Source organism: Ochrobactrum sp. BTU2 (assembly GCF_024539785.1).
In the GTDB taxonomy this organism is placed as follows: Bacteria; Pseudomonadota; Alphaproteobacteria; order Rhizobiales; family Rhizobiaceae; genus Brucella; species Brucella anthropi.
Window position 1 is genome coordinate 424,471 of the sequence record NZ_JAHWRG010000001.1, and the last position, 20,397, is coordinate 444,867.

Here is a 20,397-nt window from a genome sequence, read left to right on the forward strand (position 1 = left end):
AAAGGCTTAGCCAGATATCCGATAGTTTTAGTTTCGTTTGTTTCTACGGGAGGTAGACATGCATAAACTTTTGAAGCTCGCCGCGATGGGTACAGCCGCCTGTGCTTTGCTCGCCGGAATGGCCCCTGTTGCCAGTGCGCAGGATAAGCAGAATGTTGAAGTTCTGCATTGGTGGACTGCTGGCGGTGAAGCCGCCGCGCTCGACGTTCTCAAGAAGGATCTCGAAAAGAAGGGCATTAGCTGGACCGATATGCCGGTTGCCGGTGGCGGTGGTACGGAAGCCATGACAGTACTGCGCGCGCGCGTCACAGCTGGAAATGCTCCGACGGCAGTGCAGATGCTCGGCTTCGACATCCGCGATTGGGCAGAGCAGGGTGCTCTTGGTAATCTTGATGAGATCGCAAACAAGGAAGGTTGGGAAAAGGTCATTCCGGCTCCTCTGCAGGAGTTTGCCAAGTATGACGGCCACTGGATCGCTGCTCCTGTCAATGTTCACTCCACCAACTGGATGTGGATCAACAAGGCAGCGCTCGACAAGGCTGGCGGCAAGGAGCCTACCAACTGGGATGAACTGATCGCTCTCCTTGATAAGTTCAAGGAACAGGGCATCACTCCGATCGCTCATGGCGGCCAGCCATGGCAGGACGCAACGATATTTGATGCTGTAGTGCTTTCTTTCGGTACAGATTTCTACAAGAAGGCCTTCATCGATCTGGATCCCGAAACGCTCGGCAGCGATACGATGAAGCAGGCTTTTGATCGTATGACGAAGCTGCGTTCCTATGTTGACGATAACTTCTCCGGTCGCGACTGGAACCTGGCTTCAGCTATGGTCATTGAAGGCAAAGCCGGCCTTCAGTTCATGGGCGACTGGGCGAAGGGTGAGTTTGTCAAGGCTGGCAAGAAGCCGGGCGAAGACTTCGTCTGCATGCGCTATCCGGGCACCCAGGGCGCTATCACATTCAACTCCGATATGTTTGCCATGTTCAAAGTCTCGGAAGACAAGGTTCCTGCACAGCTTGAAATGGCATCGGCGATTGAAAGTCCGACTTTCCAGTCGGCATTCAACGTAGTGAAGGGCTCCGCTCCGGCTCGTACCGATGTGCCTGATACCGACTTCGATGCTTGCGGCAAGAAGGCTATCGCTGACGAAAAGGAAGCGAGTGAAAAAGGCACGATGCTGGGCTCCATGGCGCATGGTTACGCTAACCCTGCTGCGGTGAAGAATGCGATCTATGACGTCGTAACACGCCAGTTCAACGGTCAACTTTCCTCGGAAGATGCCGTCAAAGAACTCGTGTCGGCTGTTGAAGGTGCAAAATAACAGCAAAGAGGCGTCCGGTCCTTTCCGGACGCCTTCTATCTCAGGTGTTTTGGATATTGGTAGAGCATCTGAAAGTACTGGCATCAGTGGCCAGAAATCAAAACAACAATTGCATGATGAAGGCCTGCATGTTTCCATCGGAAATTGCAGCAGACTGAATTTATTGGGTGCATTCGGTCGCGCATAATGCAGAAGCGCTGGAATGCCGATCAAACAGATGTCCGGAACGTGCGCCTGATGTTTGGCATATGTCCGGGTGGCGTAAACAAGGTGACGCAGATATGCAGCGTAACAACCGATTACAAGAACTGGTGCCAAAGCTGGTTCTGGGGCCGAGCTTTCTGATAGTGCTCGTGTTTGTCTATGGTTTTATCATCTATACAGGTGTTCTTTCGCTAACCAATAGCCGAATGCTGCCGTCATATGGCTTCGTCGGACTTACGAATTACACCAAGTTGTGGGCCTTGCCTCATTGGTGGCGTGCGATCACCAATCTGGCGATCTTTGCATCGCTCTACATCATTATCTGTTCGGTTATCGGGCTGTTCCTTGCGATCCTTCTTGACCAGAAGATCCGGGGTGAAGGCGTTCTACGTCCGATCTATCTTTATCCAATGGCGTTATCTTTCATCGTCACTGGAACGGCATGGAAGTGGTTTCTTGATCCAGGTATCGGTCTGGAAAACACAATGCATTTGTGGGGTTGGGAGAGTTTCTCCTTCAACTGGATCAAGAGCAATACAATGGCAATCTACTGTCTGGTGATTGCTGCTGTGTGGCAATCCTCCGGATTTGTGATGGCAATGTTCCTCGCAGGATTGCGCGGCGTGGATAATGAAATCATCAAAGCAGCGCAGATTGACGGAGCATCATCCGGTACGATCTATCGACGCATCATTATCCCGCTGATGCGTCCGGTTTTCCTGTCGGCTTTCGTGGTTCTCGCTCATCTGGCAATCAAGGCATACGATCTTGTTATTGCGCTGACCGGTGGCGGTCCGGGGCAGGCCACCGAATTACCTGCGACTTTCATGTATTCCTATACGTTCACACGGAACCAGATGGGTATCGGTGCATCGTCGGCGATTATCATGCTGGCGATGATCTTCTCGATTATCATTCCTTATCTGTATTCTGAAATTCGCGGAGGGTCTCGGTCATGAGCGCCCAGTCGCAAGACAATGCTATCAACAGCGGAAAGCTGACGCGAGCGCTGATCTACACTGCGCTACTGCTCTTCGCATTCTATTATCTGCTGCCGCTCTATGTGATGCTGGTCAACTCCTTCAAACCCCTTGAAGAAATCCGCCAGGGCGGGATGTTGAACCTCCCGCAGCAATGGACCATCGAACCATGGTTATCTGCCTGGTCGACGGCACAGATCGGAGTTCAGCCTACCGGGCTGAAGCCGTTCTTCATCAACTCGATCCTGATGGTGGTTCCAGCCGTTGCGATCTCGACTATCGTCGGCGCGTTGAACGGTTACGTTCTGACCAAATGGCAATTCCGCGGGTCGAACATCTTTTTTGGCTTGCTACTGCTGTCGTGCTTCATTCCGTTCCAGATCGTGCTCATTCCGATGGCGCGTGTTCTTGGTTTTCTGGGGATTGCGGGCACGATTTGGGGACTGATCCTCGTGCATGTGGTTTACGGTATCGGTTTCACGACGCTCTATTTCCGCAATTATTATGAAGCCTTCCCGACAGAACTGGTGCGGGCGGCGCAGATCGACGGAGCGAGCTTCTTCCAGATATTCTGGCGTATTTTGCTACCGTCTTCAGGACCGATCATCGTTGTGTCGGTGATCTGGCAGTTCACGAACATCTGGAACGACTTTCTGTTCGGTGCCTCCTTCTCGGGTGCGAATTCCACACCGATGACGGTTGCACTCAACAATCTGGTTTCCTCCTCCACCGGCGTTAAGGAATACAATGTCCATTTCGCAGCTGCAATCTTGGCAGCTCTGCCGACGCTGATCGTCTATATCGTTTCCGGTCGCTATTTCGTACGTGGCCTGATGTCCGGTGCCGTAAAGGGATAAGTTGCAATGTCTTTTCTGAAAATATCTGATCTCTACAAATCCTACGGCAATGTTTCGGTTTTGAAGGATATCAATATCGAGATTGATGAAGGCGGTTTCCTCGTTCTCGTGGGCCCGTCTGGCTGCGGCAAGTCAACATTGTTGAATACTATCGCCGGGCTTGAGCCGATCACATCGGGTGACATAGCCATCAATGGCAAGTCGGTGTCCGGCCTGCATCCATCCCAGCGCGATATTGCAATGGTCTTCCAGTCTTATGCGCTTTATCCGAATATGACGGTTGCCGGGAATATCGCATTCGGCATGGAAATTCGTAAGGTTCCGAAGGCTGAGCGCGATAAGGCCATTCAGGAAGTTGCCGATATCCTGCAGATCGGCCATCTGCTGGATCGCAAACCAAGCCAGCTTTCAGGCGGCCAACGTCAGCGTGTGGCCATGGGGCGTGCTCTGGTGCGTAATCCGCAGGTCTTCCTGTTCGATGAACCACTTTCCAACCTCGATGCCAAGCTGCGTGTCGACATGCGCACCGAGATTAAACGGCTGCACAGCCGGATGAAAACTACGATCGTTTATGTGACGCACGATCAGATCGAGGCAATGACGCTGGCAACTAAGATCGCCGTTCTCAAGGATGGAATCTTGCAGCAATTCGGAACGCCAGCCGAAATCTACAATAATCCGTCCAATATGTTCGTTGCTGACTTCATGGGATCGCCAGCAATGAACCTGCTAACTGCTCGAGTCGAAAAGAACGGTTCGGGCTATGCCATCAATCTCGGACGAGGCGAAGGCGAGCCACTGAAGCTGCCATTGAAGGCGGCGCCCCAAGGACTAGGCGCTTATGAAGGCCAGGATATTGTCTTCGGTATTCGCCCTGAAGCACTCACAGATCCGGATGGAGCTGATCGCAATGCAAATGCGATAGTGGAAGGGGATTGCCTGATAGATGTTGTCGAGCCCGCAGGCTCGGATACGTTTGCTGTTACGCGATTGGGCGGCAAGCACGTTGTGGCACGACTGCGCGCAGATGCCCGCATCGCTGCGGGGCAACCGGCCACGTTGGCCTTCAACCTGGACAAGTCGGTCTTCTTTGACCCGAACAGTCAGGGTCGAATTCTCTGACTGTGAGGCACATAGTGCAATCTTTGCCAACACTGCGGAGACTGTATGAAACGAAAAGAGCGCTTCCATTTTATTGGAAACGCTCTTTTTCATGTCTGCCTGGAGGGCAAAAAACTTTGTTTAGGGGCACGCTTTAATGCAGGAAATCAAGCCCAAGAAGGCCGACTGCAAGCGCAGTATTGAGTGAAATGATCATCATCCCGTAGATGATGGCGGTTCTTGTAATATCGTTCATTTCCTACCTCCTTGAACCGGAGCGGCCCCCCACCCGGTTCGAAGCCTCGTGAAACTGTAACGAAATGTAACAAGCTGTTACGGGAAGCGCAACCCTGTTTTACGCAAATGTGAACGGTTGAAATCTGGCGTGAGAAATTCAGTGACTTTTGTCGACAGAGAGCCAGTTAGGCCCAAAACTGCGATAAATTACTGATTTTATCGCATATTCACCGCAATGTGACGCTGCTCTGACTAGCAATAATCAGTGCGGCGCTACATAGGATTGTCAGCTCTTAAATATCCGTCATTTCGGAATATTACCGTGAATCGCATCATTCCTCTCGTACTGGCCATAGCCCTATTCATGGAGCAGATGGATTCGAACGTCATCTCGACGTCGCTTCCTGCTATCGCTGCTGACATCGGTACAAGCCCTATTGCGCTCAAGCTGGCACTGACCGCTTACCTTGTTGCGCTCGCAGTTTTCATTCCCGTCAGCGGCTGGATGGCGGATCGCTTCGGGGCCAAGAATGTCTTCCGGGCTGCAATTGCGGTATTCGTGGTTGGTTCTGTAGCCTGCGCTGCATCGAATTCACTGACTGCTTTCGTCGTTGCGCGGTTTTTGCAGGGCATGGGCGGTGCGATGATGACACCGGTTGGCCGTCTAGTACTTATCCGTTCGACTCCGCGCAGTGAACTTGTGTCAGCTATGGCGTGGCTTACGATTCCAGCAATGGTCGGGCCGCTGGTAGGTCCACCAGTCGGTGGTTTCATCACGACTTTCCTGACTTGGCATTGGATATTCCTGATTAATGTACCGATCGGTTTCGTCGGTATCTGGTTTGCAACGCGGTTCCTGCCGGACACAGACGAGCGCATCGTAAAGCGCCTTGATTGGACGGGCTTCTTTCTTTCCGGGATCGCAATGTCTGGCGTTGTCTTCGGACTGTCGGTCGTCAGCCTGCCAGCCTTGCCGCCAGCGGTTGGTTTTACAACCCTTGCAATCGGTATTGTCTGCACGGTTCTCTATCTTCAACATGCGAGGAGAACCGATGATCCGCTGCTGAACCTGAAACTTTTCGATAATCAGGTATTTCGTTCCGCAGTCATCGGCGGCAGCATTTTCCGGTTCGGGATTGGGGCTATTCCATTCCTGCTGCCATTGATGTTTCAGCTTGGCTTTGGTCTCACACCGTTTCAATCGGGTATGATGACTTTCGTTTCGGCGATCGGTGCGATCAGCATGAAATTCGGTGCAAAGCGTATCTTTGTTCGCGTTGGTTTCCGGCGCGCCTTGATGGCAGGGTCCTTGATTTCGGCCTGCTTCATTGCCGTCAACGGCCTGTTCACACCGACAACACCTTACTGGATCATCATCGGCTTTTTGCTGGTGGGGGGCTTTGCGCGTTCGTTGTTTTTCACTGGTGTCAATGCGCTGGCTTTCGCCGAAATCCCCGATGAAAAGACCAGTCAGGCGACGCCCATCACGGCAGTGGCGCAGCAGGTTTCCATTGCTATCGGTGTGGCATTGGCAGGTGGTATTCTGGAAATCAGTACGTCGTTACGCGGAGCCCATCTCGAGTTGGTGGACTTCCACATCGGCTTCTTTGTGGTTGCTGCCGTTTCCGCTCTGGCTTTTCTCTGGTTTGCGCGGCTCGCACCTGATGCAGGCAAGGAACTGTCTGCGCCAACAGTCGTGAAACATCACGGTAAGGAGCCCGCAGCCATCGAAGCCGCGAGCACCTCAGCCGGAAAATAAGCTTCAGCCTTTGAAATCGCGGGCGAGTAGATAAAGCTCGACCGATTCCGCGCGTGATGCAGGTGGTTTGACATGATGCACAGAGCGGAACTTCTGCTTCAGCAGAGCTAGTAGTTCATTTTCCGTGCCACCCTGGAATGTCTTGGTGAGAAAATGCCCGCCCGGCTTCAAAACCGAAATGGCAAAATCAGCGGCGACTTCACACAGATGCACGGTACGCAGATGATCAGTCCTGCGGTGGCCAGTCGTCGGGGCAGCCATGTCGGAAATAACTAAATCGGGCTTGTCACCGAGCGCATCCATCAGTTTTTGTGGCGCCTCATCATCGAGAAAATCCATTTCCAGCAAGACAACGCCGGGCAGGGGGTCGACGTGAAGGTAGTCGATGCCAACGACGTGCGGATTCTCGTCGGTTGAACCGACAATCTTGGCCGCGATCTGCGACCAGCCGCCAGGCGCAGCGCCGAGATCGATGATCTTCTGGCCCTTTTTGAGCAGATCATAACGATCATTGATTTCAATGAGCTTGTAGGCTGCGCGCGAACGATATCCGTCCTGCCTGGATTTGTGCACATAGGGGTCGTTCAAATGGCGCTGCAGCCAGCGGCGTGACGATTCCTTGATCGTGCCTGCCTTTTTCTTCACACGTACCTGCAGATTGCTGGAGCCCGCGCCACCGCGACCACCAGTTTTTACTCCACCCTTGTTTCCGCCTGCCTTGCTCATTTTCAGTGCCTGTTTCTAGCGCCTGTCGCGCGATTGTGCCGCCATGCGCCGTCGCGCGACATCAGTTCGGTCAAAATGCCTTCACGCAAACCACGATCGGCAACTAGTAGTTTTTCGCTGGGCCATACTTTGCGTATCGCATCGAGAATAGCACAGCCTGCCAATACCAGATCGGCGCGATCTGCGCCAATACACGGGTTGGCTACACGAGCGTCAAAATCCCATGAGAGAAGACGGTTGGTCATTTGCGTCACATCGTCGGCACCCATCCACATGCCATCGACCCGGCGCCGATCGTAGCGGTCGAGGCCGAGATGAATTCCAGCGAGCGTGGTTACGGTTCCAGATGTACCCAGCAGGTGGAAACGTGGACTGGCAGTCAGATTTCCGAGACACTGCCGCTCGGCAAATTGCGCAAGCAGATCGGTCACATGCGAAACCATGGAATCGAAACTTTCCTGCGTGACATTGCGTCCGCCGAAACGTTCTGCGAGCGTCACGACGCCGACAGGAAGAGACGTCCAGGCCATGATATGCTCTGCCAGACGAGGAGAACGGCGACGGGAAACATCAATCAGCGCAATTTCAGAAGAGCCGCCACCAATATCGAACAACACGACGGCATCCGTTTCGCGGGTAACCAGTGTACCGCAGCCTGAAACAGCGAGCCGGGCTTCCGTCTGCCGGTCTACGATCTCCAGTTCAAGTCCGGTTTCAGCCAGAACCCGTGCCAAAAATGCTTCGCCATTCGAAGCCGAACGGCAGGCTTCGGTGGCTATCAGTCGCGAACGTCTGATTTTCTTGCCTGCAAGTTTGTCACGGCAAACCTTCAGTGCTTCAACGGCACGATCCATCGCATTTTCGCTAAGCTGGCCAGTGGCACTCAAGCCTTCTCCCAATCGTACGATGCGTGAAAATGCATCCACAACGCGGAATTGGCCCGGCCGCGTCGGCGACGCAACCAGCAGGCGGCAATTATTTGTGCCAAGATCCAAAGCCGCATAAAGTGGAGCGTCGCCCTTTTCGTGATGCGCGCCATTAGCAGCGCGGGGCATTTGGCCATTGCCGCCCTTACGCTTGTTCGGCGTCGATGCATGTTGGCTTTCCGGGCGCGCGACATTATGCGTAGACTTCAACGCAGCTTCAGCTACCAGCGGCGTTTGCGCACCCTGTTGTCGTGACTGCTTCTTTTTACGAGCGCGGCGGCGGCGATTCGAGATTTTTCCGGAAGATCGCTGTTGGTTGTTCGCTGCTTCTGCAGCCTCGGGCTTTTGCGCAGAAGCTTCAACAGCCGGCACAGACTTACCGCGCCGACGCCGACGTGCGCGTTTACGCTGGCTCTGCGAATTCGTGCCTTCGGTCTCGTCCTGTGGCTTTGAGCGTCCTGAATCGGATGCACTACGGGCATTGCCGATATCTGTAACGGCTTTCTTGCGCGGTCTGCGCTTGCCGTTATCGGACGGATTCCGGGCCTGCGAATTGCCCGATTGTCCGCCGGACGCCCCTTGATGCACCATTTCGGCGGTGCGCTCGTCGGGGTTCTTCAAGGTTCTTGTCCTTATGGCGCCGCGCGAACCTGTCAGGACGCAAGCAAGGCGCTTCAATTTCTACGTTGTGCATAATGTAACAGTGGTTTTCTGTTTTACCAAGGGGCAGGCTGTCGAGAGCCGCCGGAAAATTTTGAATGCACGTATGAAATTTGAGCCAACGGCGCGCCCGAGGGCTTTCGCTGGTGGCGAAAGCCCTTAAGGAGACGATATGTCTGCAGATTAGATGTCGTAAGTATGGGCTGCGTTGATTGTCGCAACGAATTGTTTTGTGCGCTCACGCGTAGGCCGCGTGAAAACCTCGTGTGCGGAGCCCGTTTCAACGATATTGCCCGACTCGAGAAAGACGACGTTCTTTGCAATTTTGGAAGCGAGCCGCAGGTCGTGTGTCGCGATCACCATGGTGGTGCCTTCCTTTGCAAGTTTGCTCAGAACATCAACGACTTCGGAGGCGAGTTCGGGGTCAAGGGCCGAGGTGGGCTCATCGCATAACAGAACACGCGGGGATGGTGCCAGTGCACGTGCAATCGCGATACGCTGTTGCTGGCCACCAGAGAGCGTTGAAGGCCAAGCATCCGCTTTATGCGCCATCCCTACCTTTGTGAGCAATTCCATCGCACGTTCTTTTGCCTTGTCCTTCGGCCATTTCAGAACCGTAACGAGGCCTTCCATCACATTCTGGATCGCGGTCTGGTGAGGAAAGAGCTGGAAGTTCTGAAACACCATGCCTGTCTGGCGGCGGATTGATTGGATTGCCTGCCAGCTCGGCTTACGGTCAGGCTCGAAGCTGAGACTCTGGCCACCCAAAACCAGAGTGCCCGACGTCGGAATCTCCAGCAGGTTTATGCAACGCAGCAACGTGCTTTTGCCTCCGCCGGATGGACCGACCAGTGCTGTTACTGTGCCCTCGGCAATCGCAACGTTGATATCGTTAAGGATTACAGCGTCGTCGAAGCGCTTTACGATGTGTTGCAGCTCGATCATGCGTTTGTCTCCAGTGTGCCGCCATAACGCCCGAAGCGTTTTTCAAGGCGCACTTGCAGCGCTGAGAGTACGGAACTCATCACGAGATAGATCAAGGCTGCTTCGATATAGAGGATGAGAGGTTCGTAAGTGGTCGCGACGATACGTTGCGCGGACTGGAAAAGCTCCGGCACGGTGATGGCGGCTGCAAGCGACGTATCCTTTACCAAAGAAATGAAGGAATTGGAGAGCGGTGGTACTGCGGTGCGGGTTGCCTGTGGCAGAATGGTGCGCGCAAGTGCCTGACGCCAGCTCATACCAATGGAATATGCGGCTTCCCATTGACCTTTCGGAACGGCGGATATGACCGCCCGGATAATCTCCGAACTATAAGCACCAACGCTGAGAGAGAAACCAATTACGGCTGCTGGAAATGCATCGAGATAGATGCCGGCGCTTGGCAGGCCGTAAAAGATTACGAACAACTGCACAAGCAGGGGGGTGCCGCGAAATATCCAGACATAGAAGCGTGCAATAGATGAAAGCCAGAGCGGAGCGAACAAGCGCACGAGCGCGGTCAGGAGCCCTAATGTCAGGCCGAATGCAAAGGACAGAAGGGTGAGGGGAATGGTGAAAATCAAGCCAGCCCACAAAAGAGTCGGCAGGGATTCCACCATCAGTTGAAGCCAATCGGGCACGGTTTTCGGCTCCTCAATAATGCATAAAGTCAGACTGAAATGAACTTGCGCTGATGAACCTGCGCGTCCTTATCTTATACAGTCTGACATTCATGTCTTGGGAATAGTTTTTCACAATCACAATAAAACGAAGCCGGAAGTGGCTTCCGGCTTCGTCTTGTAAACCAGGAAAAACGCTTACTTGGAAACGTCCTGACCGAAATACTTCTGTGAAATTTTGTCGTAGGTGCCGTCGGCTTTAATTTCGTCGAGAGCCTTGTTGATCGCCGTAACGAGATCATCGTCGCCCTTGCGGACGATGATGCCCGACGCGTCGGCATTTTCTTTCTCGGCCACAACCTTAACCGGAGCCTTAGGCTGGTGCTTTTTGAAGTCGAGGAAAGACAGGCTGTCATTAAGGGTCGCATCCGCACGGCCTGTCAGAACAAGCTGGATCGACTGGTCGAAACCATCTGTGGCTACGAGTTCAGCGCCAGCTTCCTTCGCGAGCTTGCCGTAATTGCTGGTGAGCGACTGTGCTGACTTCTTGCCCTTAAGGTCAGCAAAATCCTTGATCGTATCGTCCTTGTCGTTGACGATCAGAACGACCTTGGAAACGATATAGGGGTTGGAGAAGTTGAACTTCTTCTGACGCTCTTCGGTAATGCCTACCTGGTTGATAACGGCATCATAGCGTTTGGAATCAAGCCCAGCGATGAGCCCGTCCCATTTGCCTTCAACGAATTCCGGCTTTACGCCGAGCTTGGCGGCAACGGCTTCACCAATCTCCACGTCGAAGCCGACAAGCTTGTTGTCCTTGTCGTGGTAGGTGAACGGCGCGTAGGTGCCTTCAGTGCCGATCTTTAAAACGCCCGCCGACTTGATGGCGTCGAGATTTTCTCCAGCCATTGCGCCGGTGAAGAGAGCTGCCTGAATGATGCCTGCGGTAGCGATGATCTGAGCGAATTTCATTTTCGGTATCCGTGAACTGGTTGATGTTCTATTGATCGCAGAAATTTAATTCTAAAGATGCGTCCAAAACGACCATTACGCCGCAATTATTAGGATTGATTACTAATTGTTTGAATAATCTGAGTGAATAATTCTAACGCCTTTTAGTCCGGATCGGAAGGGTGGAGAAAGCATTCACTCGCCCTCAGTCACTATGAGACGACTTTAACCAACCGATGCCGGTTGAACGCAAAGCGCCGCCAGAATTTCAGCTGGCGGCGCTTTGCGTGTCGGTGGGCAGGCCAACTACTAGGGTTTGCCGTAACCGCCACCGGTTGGTGTGATGACGGTGAAGGCTTCACCTGCTTCCAGAACGGTCTGGTCGCAGTTGCCGAGCACTTCGATGGAGTCGTCCTTTCGCCGTACTTCATTGCGACCGGTTTGACCGGATTCGCCGCCTTCAAGGCCGAAGGGCGCTACGCGGCGATGCCCTGAGAGAATGGCGAAATCGAGTGTCTTAAGTGCACGGATCGTGCGCTTGGTGCCATCGCCCGCATGCCATTTGCCCTTGCCGCCGGAGTCTTTTCTGATGTGGAAGTCTTCCAGCAACACCGGGAAACGGGTTTCCAGAATTTCCGGGTCGGTCAGGCGCGAATTGGTCATGTGGGTGTGCACGGCATCGGCACCGTTGAAACCGGGACCGGCGGGCGCGCCGGAGCAGATGGTTTCGTAATACTGATATTCGTCATTGCCGAAGGTCAGATTATTCATCGTGCCTTGCGCTGCGGCCATGGCCTTGGTCGCGCCGAACAGGCAGTTGGTGACAGCCTGACTGACCTCGACATTGCCCGCCACGACCGCCGCCGGATATTGCGGCGAGAGCATTGAGCCTTCCGGCACAACGATCTTGATCGGTCGCAGGCAGCCCGCATTCATTGGAATGTCGCCCTCGACCAGCACGCGGAAGACATAAAGCACAGCTGCGCGGGTCACGGGTTCCGGTGCGTTGAAATTGTCGGAACGTTGTTCCGACGTGCCGGTGAAATCGACCGTCGCTTCGCGCTTTTCCTTGTCGATCGTGACGCGCACCTCAATTTGGCAGCCCTGATCCATCTCATAGGTGAAATGGCCGTCCGGCAGCTTGTCGAGCACACGGCGCACGCTTTCGGCGGCATTGTCCTGAACATGGCCCATATAGGCTTTCACAACATCCTCGCCGAAAAGACCGATCATCTTTTTCAGCTCGGCGACGCCCTTTTCGTTGGCGGCGATCTGCGCCTTCAGGTCGTTGACGTTCTGCGTCAGGTTGCGAACAGGGTAGGTCGCACCCGTCAGCAGAGCGGCGAGCGCTTCCTCGCGGAAGGTGCCGCGATCCACCAGCTTGAAATTGTCGATATAGACGCCTTCCTGCTCGATATTGACCGCACGCGGCGACATGGAACCCGGCGCGATGCCGCCAATATCCGCATGGTGACCACGGCTTGCAACCCAGAAGCGGATTTCGCGATTGTCGTCATCGAAAACCGGCGTGCAGACGGTGAGGTCAGGCAGGTGGGTGCCGCCATTATAAGGCGCGTTGATGAGGAACACATCGCCCGGCTTGATGTCGCTGTTTTCGCGGATGGCGGTGGCGACGGATGCATCCATGGAACCCAGATGCACCGGCATATGCGGCGCATTGGCGACGAGATTGCCTGCCGCGTCGAAAACTGCGCAGGAAAAGTCGAGACGTTCCTTGATGTTCACCGAATAGGCGGTGTTTTGAAGCGTCACGCCCATCTGCTCGGCAATGGACATGAAGAGATTGTTGAAAATCTCCAGCATGACCGGGTCGGCTTCGGTGCCGATGGCCGTGCGGGCGGGCAGCGCCTTGATGCGCGTCAGCACCACATGGTCATGCGCGGTCAGGCGAGCCTGCCAGCCATCTTCGATGACGATGGTCTGGTTTTTCTCGATGATGATCGCCGGGCCGGTGACGGTCTGGCCGCGCTGCATCTGCTCACGCAAGACGACGCCCGCATCGTGCAAAGTGCCTTGCGAGAAGAAGCTGGTCCGCTTGGCGGTTGCCGCTTCCAGATCACTGTCGAGCGACTGAGCGCTTTCGGTTTCGCCAGCACCTCCGCCAACGGCTTCAACTTCCACAGCGTCGATAACGAGAGCCTTGTTTTCCGCAATGAAGCCGAAACGGCGCTTATGGGCGGCCTCGAACTCGGCGCGAAGACGGTCGGCATTGTCCTCTGCTGGGAACGTGGCTTCAACGGACAGCACCGTGTCAGTGCCCGCATAGCGGATGTGGGCGCGCAGATGACGCTGCACGGCTTTAGCCTCTATGCCTTGGGCCAGAAGTTCAACGACGCATTCCTGCGCCAGTTCTTCACCCAGTTCTTTCAAGACTGAAGGCGCTGCTGAATCGAGCGCGACGCCAAGCGCCTTTTGGCGCGTGGCGCGAATATCGGCCAGGCCCATGCCATAGGCGGACAGCAGGCCGGACATGGGATGAAGGAGAATATTCTTCATGCCGAGCGCGTCGGCCACGAGGCAGGCGTGCTGGCCGCCCGCGCCGCCAAAGCAGTTGAGCGCGTAGCGCGTCACATCATAGCCGCGCTGGACGGAAATTTTCTTGATGGCCTCCACCATATTGGCAACCGCAATGCGGATGAAACCATCGGCAACGGCTTCCGGCGAACGGCCATCGCCGATTTCAGTTGCCAGCGCGGCGAAGCGTTCACGCACCCGCTCCACATCCAGCGGCTGGTTCTGGTCGGGGCCAAAGATTGCCGGGAAAAATTCCGGCAGAAGCTTGCCCAGCATGACATTGGCATCGGTGACGGCGAGCGGTCCGCCGTTGCGATAGCAGGCTGGACCGGGATTGGCGCCCGCCGAATCCGGTCCGACACGGAAACGCCCGGCGTCGTAATGCAGGATCGAACCGCCGCCTGCGGCAACGGTGTGGATCAGCATCATCGGCGCGCGCACACGCACACCGGCAACTTCCGTTTCAAAAGCGCGTTCATATTCGCCGTCGAAATGCGCGACATCCGTGGAGGTGCCGCCCATGTCAAAGCCGATGACATTCGGGAAACCAGCCGTTTCGCCGGTTCGGGCGAGGCCGACGACGCCGCCTGCCGGGCCGGAGAGGATTGCATCCTTGCCCTGAAACAGATCGGCTGCGGTGAGACCGCCAGACGACATCATGAACATGACGCGCGCGCCGGTGCGCTCGACGTCCAGCTCATTGGATACCTGCGCAACATAGCGGCGAAGAACCGGCGACAGATAGGCATCGACGACCGTGGTGTCGCCACGACCGACCAGCTTGATCAGTGGCGAAACTTCATGGCTGACGGAGACCTGCTCGAAGCCGAGACTGCGCGCAATGCGAGCAATTTCAGCCTCATGTGCAGGGAATTTATAAGCATGCATGAGCGCGATGGCGACGGATTTGTAGCCCTGTTCCTTCAGTGCAGCCAGTACGGCTTCCGCCTCGGCGGGATCGAGCGCCGTTTCAACCGTGCCGTCTGCCTGAACGCGTTCGTTCAGTTCCACGACCTTTTCGTAAAGCGCTTCCGGCTTGATGATCTCGGTCGCAAAAATCTTCTTGCGTTCCTGATAGCCAATGCGCAGCGCATCGCGAAAGCCCTTGGTGGTGACAAGGGCCAGCCGTTCGCCCTTGCGCTCCAGAAGCGCATTGGTCGCGACCGTCGTTCCCATGCGAACTTCGCCGATAATTCCGGCGGGAACCGCTTCGCCGGTCCTGAGGCCAAGATGCAGGCGAATGCCGTGAACGGCGGCATCCTTATAGGCAGACGGATTTTCGGAGAGAACCTTGCGTGCATGAAGCTGGCCCTGCGGATCTCGCCCGATGATGTCCGTAAACGTGCCACCGCGGTCGATCCAGAAGTCCCATACTCCGCGTCCCGTTCCGCTCATCGTCGGCTCCCTTACACAGCACTACTGGTGCATTTCGAAATCTTTTCAGGATTTCATAGTCCCACTTTATTGACAAAATGTCGATAAGATGGTGACATAAAATACACATAAATAAGGGAGCAGCAAGAATGGGGAAAAACAGGGGCAGCGAAGAAACTGTAGCGGTGTCTTCCGAGACCCGGGAAGCAAGCTTCGATGAAGTCGCGTTGCCCAAGCATCTGCGCCCGGTTGCCTCAATAGGTCCCATTGTATCGTCTGCGCATCTTGCTGAAGGCGGTTCGCCGGGTATGTCCGAGGTTGAATATGGCCTCATTCTCGCATCGCACGCGTTTTCGCGCTGGATGGTTCGCTGCATGGCTGCAGCAGGATTGCCGGGGCTCTCTCCCATCGAAGTGCTGATTCTTCATTCGATCCGTCATCGTGATCGCGAGAAGAAGCTTGCCGATATCTGCCTTGTTCTCGATATTGAAGATACGCATATTGCGACGTATGCCATCCGCAAGCTTGAAAATGCCGGTCTGCTGACCACCGGCAAGGCAGCGAAGGAAAAGACGGTGAAGATCACCGCCAAAGGAGCAGAAGCCTGCGCGCGCTATGCGCAGATTCGCGAACGCCTTCTGGTTGATTCCACCGCCAATGCGCGCCCGTCTGAAGAAGCGCTTTCGGAAGTGGCTGCCCTTTTGCGTTTCATGTCCGGTGCATTCAATCAGGCCACGCGGTCTGCCATCACACTTTAAGAGGGTTGGAAGTTTGAGCGGAACCGAGTTGAGCGAACGAGTTTCAAAGCCTCTGCTGACCGTTGATGGCCTCAGTGTCGAATTTGGCGCGAGCCGTGTCGTTGACGATCTGAGTTTCTCGGTACATCCGGGTCGCACGCTGGCTGTGGTCGGAGAGTCCGGTTCGGGCAAGTCCATCACGTCGCTTTCCATCATGCGGCTTGCCGATATGAGCGGCGCGAAATTCCCGTCTGGCCGGATTCTGTTTGGCGAACGCGATCTGCTGAAAGCCGATCAAAAGACGATGCGCGGCATTCGCGGCAAGGAGATCGCCATGATCTTCCAGGAACCGATGACGTCGCTCAATCCCGTTTTCACTATCGGCAACCAGCTATCCGAAGTGCTGATGCTGCATGAGGGCATGACCCAGCAGGCGGCGCTTGCCGAGGGTAGGCGGCTTCTGGAAATGGTGCGGCTGCCGGATGCGGAAGGGCTGCTGAAGCGCTATCCGCACCAGCTTTCTGGCGGGATGCGCCAGCGCGTCATGATCGCCATGGCGCTTGCCTGCCGCCCGAAACTGTTGATTGCCGATGAGCCGACGACCGCACTCGATGTGACCATTCAGGCCCAGATACTGCACATTATCAGGGATTTGCAGCAAGAACTTGAAATGGCTGTGATTTTCATCACGCACGATATGGGCGTGGTGGCGGAAATGGCTGACGATGTGGTCGTCATGTGGAAGGGCAAGAAGGTCGAGGAAGGCCCGGTTGGGCAGATTTTTTCGAAGCCGCAACATGCCTATACCAAGACGCTGCTGTCGGCAGTGCCGAAGCTTGGCAGCATGACGGGCGAAGCCTTTCCCAAGCGGATGCCGGTCATGACCATGCGTGACGGCATGCCGGTTTTGACGGGCGAGGAGCGCATTCAGGACACGGCGCGTTATGGCGACAAGCCGTTGCTTTCCGTAGACGATCTTTATGTACGCTTTCCGATCAAGAAGAACCTGTTCGGGAAGGTCACGCATGTCTGCAACGCTGTGTCGAAGGTCGCATTCGATATCTATCCGGGCGAAACGCTGGCGCTGGTCGGTGAATCCGGTTCGGGAAAATCGACCATAGGGCGCACCATCCAGCAATTGCAGACGCCGCTTTCCGGCGATATTCGCTTCAACGGCAAGGCCTATTCGGCCATGAGTGCTGCCGAGCGATATGCCATGCGCCGCGAAGTGCAGTATATTTTCCAGGACCCGTTTGCATCGCTTGATCCGCGCAAGACGGTTGGCTTTTCCATTGCAGAACCGATCCGCACGCATGGCCTTCTCGACAATAGTAAGGCGATCAATGCGCGCGTGGCAGAATTGCTGGAGCGGGTTGGTCTCGGCCCGGAACATGCCAAGCGCTATCCGCACGAATTTTCCGGCGGTCAGCGCCAGCGCGTCTGCATTGCGCGTGCGCTTGCCTCCAAGCCGAAGCTCATTATTGCCGATGAAGCTCTGTCGGCGCTTGATGTTTCCATTCAGGCGCAGGTTATCAACCTGTTCATGGACCTCCAGAAAGAGCAGGATCTCGCTTATCTCTTCATCAGCCATGACATGGCGGTAGTCGAAAAGATGAGCCACCGCGTGGCCGTTCTCTATCTCGGCCAGATCATGGAACTCGGCTCGCGGCAGCAGGTTTTCGAAACGCCGTCGCATGACTACACGAAGCGGCTTCTCTCGGCGGTGCCGATTGCCGATCCCGCTGCGCGCACCAACCGTTCCGCACTGGAAGGTGAAATTCCAAGCACGACGCGCCGGATTGATGACAAGCCGCCGATCTATCGCCATCGCGAGGTCGCAACCGGGCATTTTGTGGCCGAAACTGCCTGACGCATAAAGTTCAACAGAAACCCAAAGGGGAAAAACAATGATAAGGAAAACACTTAAAGCCGTTCTCATGGCTTCCGCTCTCTCGGCGGCAGTGTTTGTATCTGCTCCGGCTTTCGCTGCCGGAAAGCTGACCGTTTCGTCGCCGCAGGACCCAGGCAGCTGGGACCCGATCGACACTTTCCTCGTCAACTGGGCTTCTGTCGCCACCAATATTTTCGACGGTCTGGTCTATCGCGGACCGGACCTCAAGATCGTTCCGGCCCTCGCAACCTCGTGGGACGAGCTAGACGAAGGCAAGCGCATCCGCTTCCATCTGCGCGAGAACGTCAAGTTCCATAATGGCGAGCCGTTCAACGCCGAAGCCGTCAAGTTCACCTTTGATCGCCTGCTCGGTGACGAGGGCGCGAAAGGCCCGCAGCGTTCGAACTATATCGCCATCGAGAAAGTGGAAGTTATAGACGACAAGACCGTCGATTTTCATTTGAAGGCACCGGACCCTGTTCTCATCACCAAGCTGGCCGGTTATGGTGGCATGATCGTTCCGCCAAAATACATTCAGGAAAAAGGCGACGATTATTTCAACACGCATCCGGTCGGTACCGGGCCATTCAAATTCGCGTCCTATGAACCGAAGGTGAGCATCAAGCTTGAGGCTTTCGCTGATCATTGGGGCGGTGCGCCGAAACTTTCCGAACTGGAATATCGCTTCATCACCGAGCCTTCGACCGCCGTTGCCGAACTTCAGGCCGGTCGCGTCGATCTGGTCATCCCGCCGACCATTCCGATTGGTATGATCCCGACCATTCAGGGCGATCCGAAGCTGGAGCTTGTCACTGCATCGGGTCCAACTGTCTATGCCCTGCGCTTCAACACGGCTGATGGCATCACCAAGGACGAGCGCGTTCGCAAGGCGCTGATCATGGCGGTTGACCGCGATGCGATCATCCAGTCCATTCTGGCAGGTCAGGCCGAGCCGATTGCAAGTTTCCAGGGTTCGCTGTCCTTCGGCTTCGACCCGAACATGAAGCCGCTGCCTTACGATCCGGAAGGCGCGAAGAAACTGCTCGAAGAAGCGGGCGTCAAGCCTGGCGCAACCGTGCAGATCGATGTGCGCGGTCAAGATGCAAGCTTCAATGAAGTGGCGCAGGCTATCGCAAGCTTCCTGCAAATGGTCGGCGTCAATGCCACCATCAAGCCTTATGACACCAATGTTTTGCTGAACGATATCATCCCGCAGGGCAAGACCGGCGCCATGTTCCAGCAGGCCTGGGGCGGCTGGACCTTCGACTACGATAACACCGCCTATTCCATGTACCATTCCGGCGAGAAGTGGAACCCGTACGACAAGGACGAAAAGCTCGACAAGATGCTGGAAGCGCAGCGCTCGGTTATTGATCGCGGCGAGCGCGAAAAGCTCTTGCAGGAAATCGCGGTTTACGCTGCCGACCGTGCACTCGAAATGCCGCTTTACAATCTCAAGGCAATCTTCGGCGTCAACAAGCGCGTGAAGAACTTCGTGCCGGTGCCTGACAGCCGTCTGCGTTTGACGGACGTCACTGTCGAGTAAGCAAGAATGACAATACGGCAAGCCGGATATGACCGGCTTGCCGCAGCATTTCGGAGGCGCACTGGTGGCCGGATTTCTGATCAAACGAATTTTGCAGGCGTTGTTCGTGCTCGTCGCGATGACGCTGCTTGTCGCTTTCGCGGTCCGCCTGACAGGCGATCCGGCATTGATGCTGACGCAAGGCGCTGGCAGCATCACCGAAGCCGATCTCGCACGCATCCGTGAAGGTCTCGGTCTCAACCAGCCGTTCTTCGTTCAATACTGGCAGTTTCTCAAGGGACTGTTCACAATGGATCTGGGGCGCAGTTTCCTTGGCGGCACGCCGGTTTCCACGCTCGTTGCTGGCGCTCTGCCCGCCACGCTGATGCTGGCTTTCGCCTCGCTGTTCGTTTCTATTGTGATTTCCGTTCCACTCGGCATCAAGGCTGCGGTGTCGCGTGGAAAATGGGCCGATCAGCTGATCCGCATCTGCTCGCTGGTGGGCCTGTCCTTTCCGAACTTCTGGCTGGCGACCATGCTGGTGCTGCTGTTCGGCATCTCGCTGCAATGGCTACCGCCAAGCGGCATGAGCGGCATTGCAAGCTTCATCATGCCCGCGCTCACCATGGGCGTCATCCTGACTGCAACCAATGTTCGTCTTGTGCGCACGGCGATGCTGGAGACGCTGCAATCGCAATATATTATGGTGGCGCGCGCCAAGGGGTTGAGCGAGAACAAGGTTCTCTACAAGCATGCGCTGCGCAATTGCGCCATTCCGCTGATCACTTATCTCGGCCTTCAGTTTGGCGGGCTTCTCGGCGGCATCGTCGTGGTGGAGCGTGTGTTCAATTGGCCGGGCATGGGTACGTTGGCCTTCGACGCTGTGGCAGGGCGCGATTATCCTGTCCTGCAGGCCACCATCGCGATCCTTTCCATGCTGATCATCGGCGTCAATCTTCTCGTGGACATCGCTTATGGCCTTGTCGATCCGCGTATCCGCACGGAGTAG

General features: G+C 55.5%; 15 protein-coding genes. 9 read left to right on the forward strand and 6 right to left on the reverse strand.

From position 1 onward, the window contains the following. The first annotated feature begins 58 nt into the window (after positions 1-58). From KWJ32_RS02065 to KWJ32_RS02085, 5 genes are all read left to right on the forward strand, one after another. Positions 59-1,324 (forward strand): ABC transporter substrate-binding protein, encoded by a 1,266-nt coding sequence (locus KWJ32_RS02065; RefSeq protein WP_010659004.1) that lies wholly within the window; start codon positions 59-61, stop codon positions 1,322-1,324. Between the two features lie 281 nt (positions 1,325-1,605). After that, a complete protein-coding gene (locus KWJ32_RS02070) occupies positions 1,606-2,487 on the forward strand; it encodes a sugar ABC transporter permease (protein ID WP_010659003.1) in 882 nt (293 codons plus the stop codon). Beyond that, positions 2,484-3,365: a carbohydrate ABC transporter permease gene (locus KWJ32_RS02075; protein WP_010659002.1), complete on the forward strand. Its 882-nt coding sequence runs from the start codon at positions 2,484-2,486 to the stop codon at positions 3,363-3,365. The genes KWJ32_RS02070 and KWJ32_RS02075 overlap by 4 nt, the downstream gene beginning before the upstream one ends. A gap of 6 nt (positions 3,366-3,371) precedes the next feature. Then, the gene (ugpC, locus tag KWJ32_RS02080) at positions 3,372-4,487 is read left to right on the forward strand and encodes a sn-glycerol-3-phosphate ABC transporter ATP-binding protein UgpC (RefSeq protein WP_010659001.1); all 1,116 of its coding nucleotides are present in this window, start codon (positions 3,372-3,374) and stop codon (positions 4,485-4,487) included. 538 nt (positions 4,488-5,025) lie between these two features. After that, positions 5,026-6,462, forward strand: a complete 1,437-nt coding sequence (locus KWJ32_RS02085; protein ID WP_040128274.1) for a DHA2 family efflux MFS transporter permease subunit — start codon at positions 5,026-5,028, stop codon at positions 6,460-6,462. 3 nt (positions 6,463-6,465) lie between these two features. On the opposite strand, the gene KWJ32_RS02090 is transcribed toward KWJ32_RS02085, so the two are convergent. From KWJ32_RS02090 to KWJ32_RS02115, 6 genes are all read right to left on the reverse strand, one after another. After that, positions 6,466-7,188: an RlmE family RNA methyltransferase gene (locus KWJ32_RS02090; RefSeq protein WP_012093175.1), complete on the reverse strand. Its 723-nt coding sequence runs from the start codon at positions 7,186-7,188 to the stop codon at positions 6,466-6,468. A 2-nt stretch (positions 7,189-7,190) separates the two neighbouring features. Continuing rightward, positions 7,191-8,735 carry a Ppx/GppA phosphatase family protein gene (locus KWJ32_RS02095; protein WP_036587390.1) on the reverse strand — a complete coding sequence of 515 codons (1,545 nt, stop codon included), beginning with the start codon at positions 8,733-8,735 and terminating at the stop codon, positions 7,191-7,193. A gap of 222 nt (positions 8,736-8,957) precedes the next feature. Continuing rightward, a complete protein-coding gene (locus KWJ32_RS02100) occupies positions 8,958-9,719 on the reverse strand; it encodes an amino acid ABC transporter ATP-binding protein (protein WP_012093173.1) in 762 nt (253 codons plus the stop codon). Continuing rightward, on the reverse strand, positions 9,716-10,396 hold the full coding sequence (locus KWJ32_RS02105; RefSeq protein WP_010658995.1) for an ABC transporter permease subunit: 681 nt from the start codon (positions 10,394-10,396) through the stop codon (positions 9,716-9,718). Before KWJ32_RS02105 ends, KWJ32_RS02100 begins: the two co-directional genes overlap by 4 nt. A gap of 177 nt (positions 10,397-10,573) precedes the next feature. Continuing rightward, positions 10,574-11,347 (reverse strand): amino acid ABC transporter substrate-binding protein, encoded by a 774-nt coding sequence (locus KWJ32_RS02110; RefSeq protein WP_010658994.1) that lies wholly within the window; start codon positions 11,345-11,347, stop codon positions 10,574-10,576. A 288-nt stretch (positions 11,348-11,635) separates the two neighbouring features. Further along, on the reverse strand, positions 11,636-15,256 hold the full coding sequence (locus KWJ32_RS02115; protein WP_012093172.1) for a hydantoinase B/oxoprolinase family protein: 3,621 nt from the start codon (positions 15,254-15,256) through the stop codon (positions 11,636-11,638). Positions 15,257-15,384: 128 nt separating this feature from the next. On the opposite strand from KWJ32_RS02115, the gene KWJ32_RS02120 reads away from it, so the two are divergent. The 4 genes from KWJ32_RS02120 to KWJ32_RS02135 all read left to right on the forward strand — a co-directional run bounded on the left by KWJ32_RS02120 (position 15,385) and on the right by KWJ32_RS02135 (position 20,397). Then, a complete protein-coding gene (locus KWJ32_RS02120; RefSeq protein WP_012093171.1) occupies positions 15,385-15,993 on the forward strand; it encodes a winged helix DNA-binding protein in 609 nt (202 codons plus the stop codon). A 13-nt stretch (positions 15,994-16,006) separates the two neighbouring features. Further along, positions 16,007-17,842 (forward strand): ABC transporter ATP-binding protein, encoded by a 1,836-nt coding sequence (locus KWJ32_RS02125; protein WP_012093170.1) that lies wholly within the window; start codon positions 16,007-16,009, stop codon positions 17,840-17,842. 37 nt (positions 17,843-17,879) lie between these two features. Beyond that, positions 17,880-19,409, forward strand: a complete 1,530-nt coding sequence (locus tag KWJ32_RS02130; RefSeq protein WP_012093169.1) for an ABC transporter substrate-binding protein — start codon at positions 17,880-17,882, stop codon at positions 19,407-19,409. Between the two features lie 64 nt (positions 19,410-19,473). Beyond that, on the forward strand, positions 19,474-20,397 hold the full coding sequence (locus KWJ32_RS02135) for an ABC transporter permease (RefSeq protein ID WP_036587650.1): 924 nt from the start codon (positions 19,474-19,476) through the stop codon (positions 20,395-20,397).

What these genes read in the sequence shown, in the direction of transcription:
- KWJ32_RS02070 (WP_010659003.1), top strand. Translation starts at nt 1,606, where the DNA reads ATGCAGCGTAACAACCGATTACAAGAACTGGTGCCAAAGCTGGTTCTG.
- KWJ32_RS02110 (WP_010658994.1), bottom strand. Translation starts at nt 11,347, where the DNA reads ATGAAATTCGCTCAGATCATCGCTACCGCAGGCATCATTCAGGCAGCT.
- KWJ32_RS02130 (WP_012093169.1), top strand. Translation starts at nt 17,880, where the DNA reads ATGATAAGGAAAACACTTAAAGCCGTTCTCATGGCTTCCGCTCTCTCG.
- KWJ32_RS02120 (WP_012093171.1), top strand. Translation starts at nt 15,385, where the DNA reads ATGGGGAAAAACAGGGGCAGCGAAGAAACTGTAGCGGTGTCTTCCGAG.
- KWJ32_RS02075 (WP_010659002.1), top strand. Translation starts at nt 2,484, where the DNA reads ATGAGCGCCCAGTCGCAAGACAATGCTATCAACAGCGGAAAGCTGACG.
- KWJ32_RS02100 (WP_012093173.1), bottom strand. Translation starts at nt 9,719, where the DNA reads ATGATCGAGCTGCAACACATCGTAAAGCGCTTCGACGACGCTGTAATC.
- KWJ32_RS02090 (WP_012093175.1), bottom strand. Translation starts at nt 7,188, where the DNA reads ATGAGCAAGGCAGGCGGAAACAAGGGTGGAGTAAAAACTGGTGGTCGC.
- ugpC (WP_010659001.1), top strand. Translation starts at nt 3,372, where the DNA reads ATGTCTTTTCTGAAAATATCTGATCTCTACAAATCCTACGGCAATGTT.
- KWJ32_RS02115 (WP_012093172.1), bottom strand. Translation starts at nt 15,256, where the DNA reads ATGAGCGGAACGGGACGCGGAGTATGGGACTTCTGGATCGACCGCGGT.
- KWJ32_RS02065 (WP_010659004.1), top strand. Translation starts at nt 59, where the DNA reads ATGCATAAACTTTTGAAGCTCGCCGCGATGGGTACAGCCGCCTGTGCT.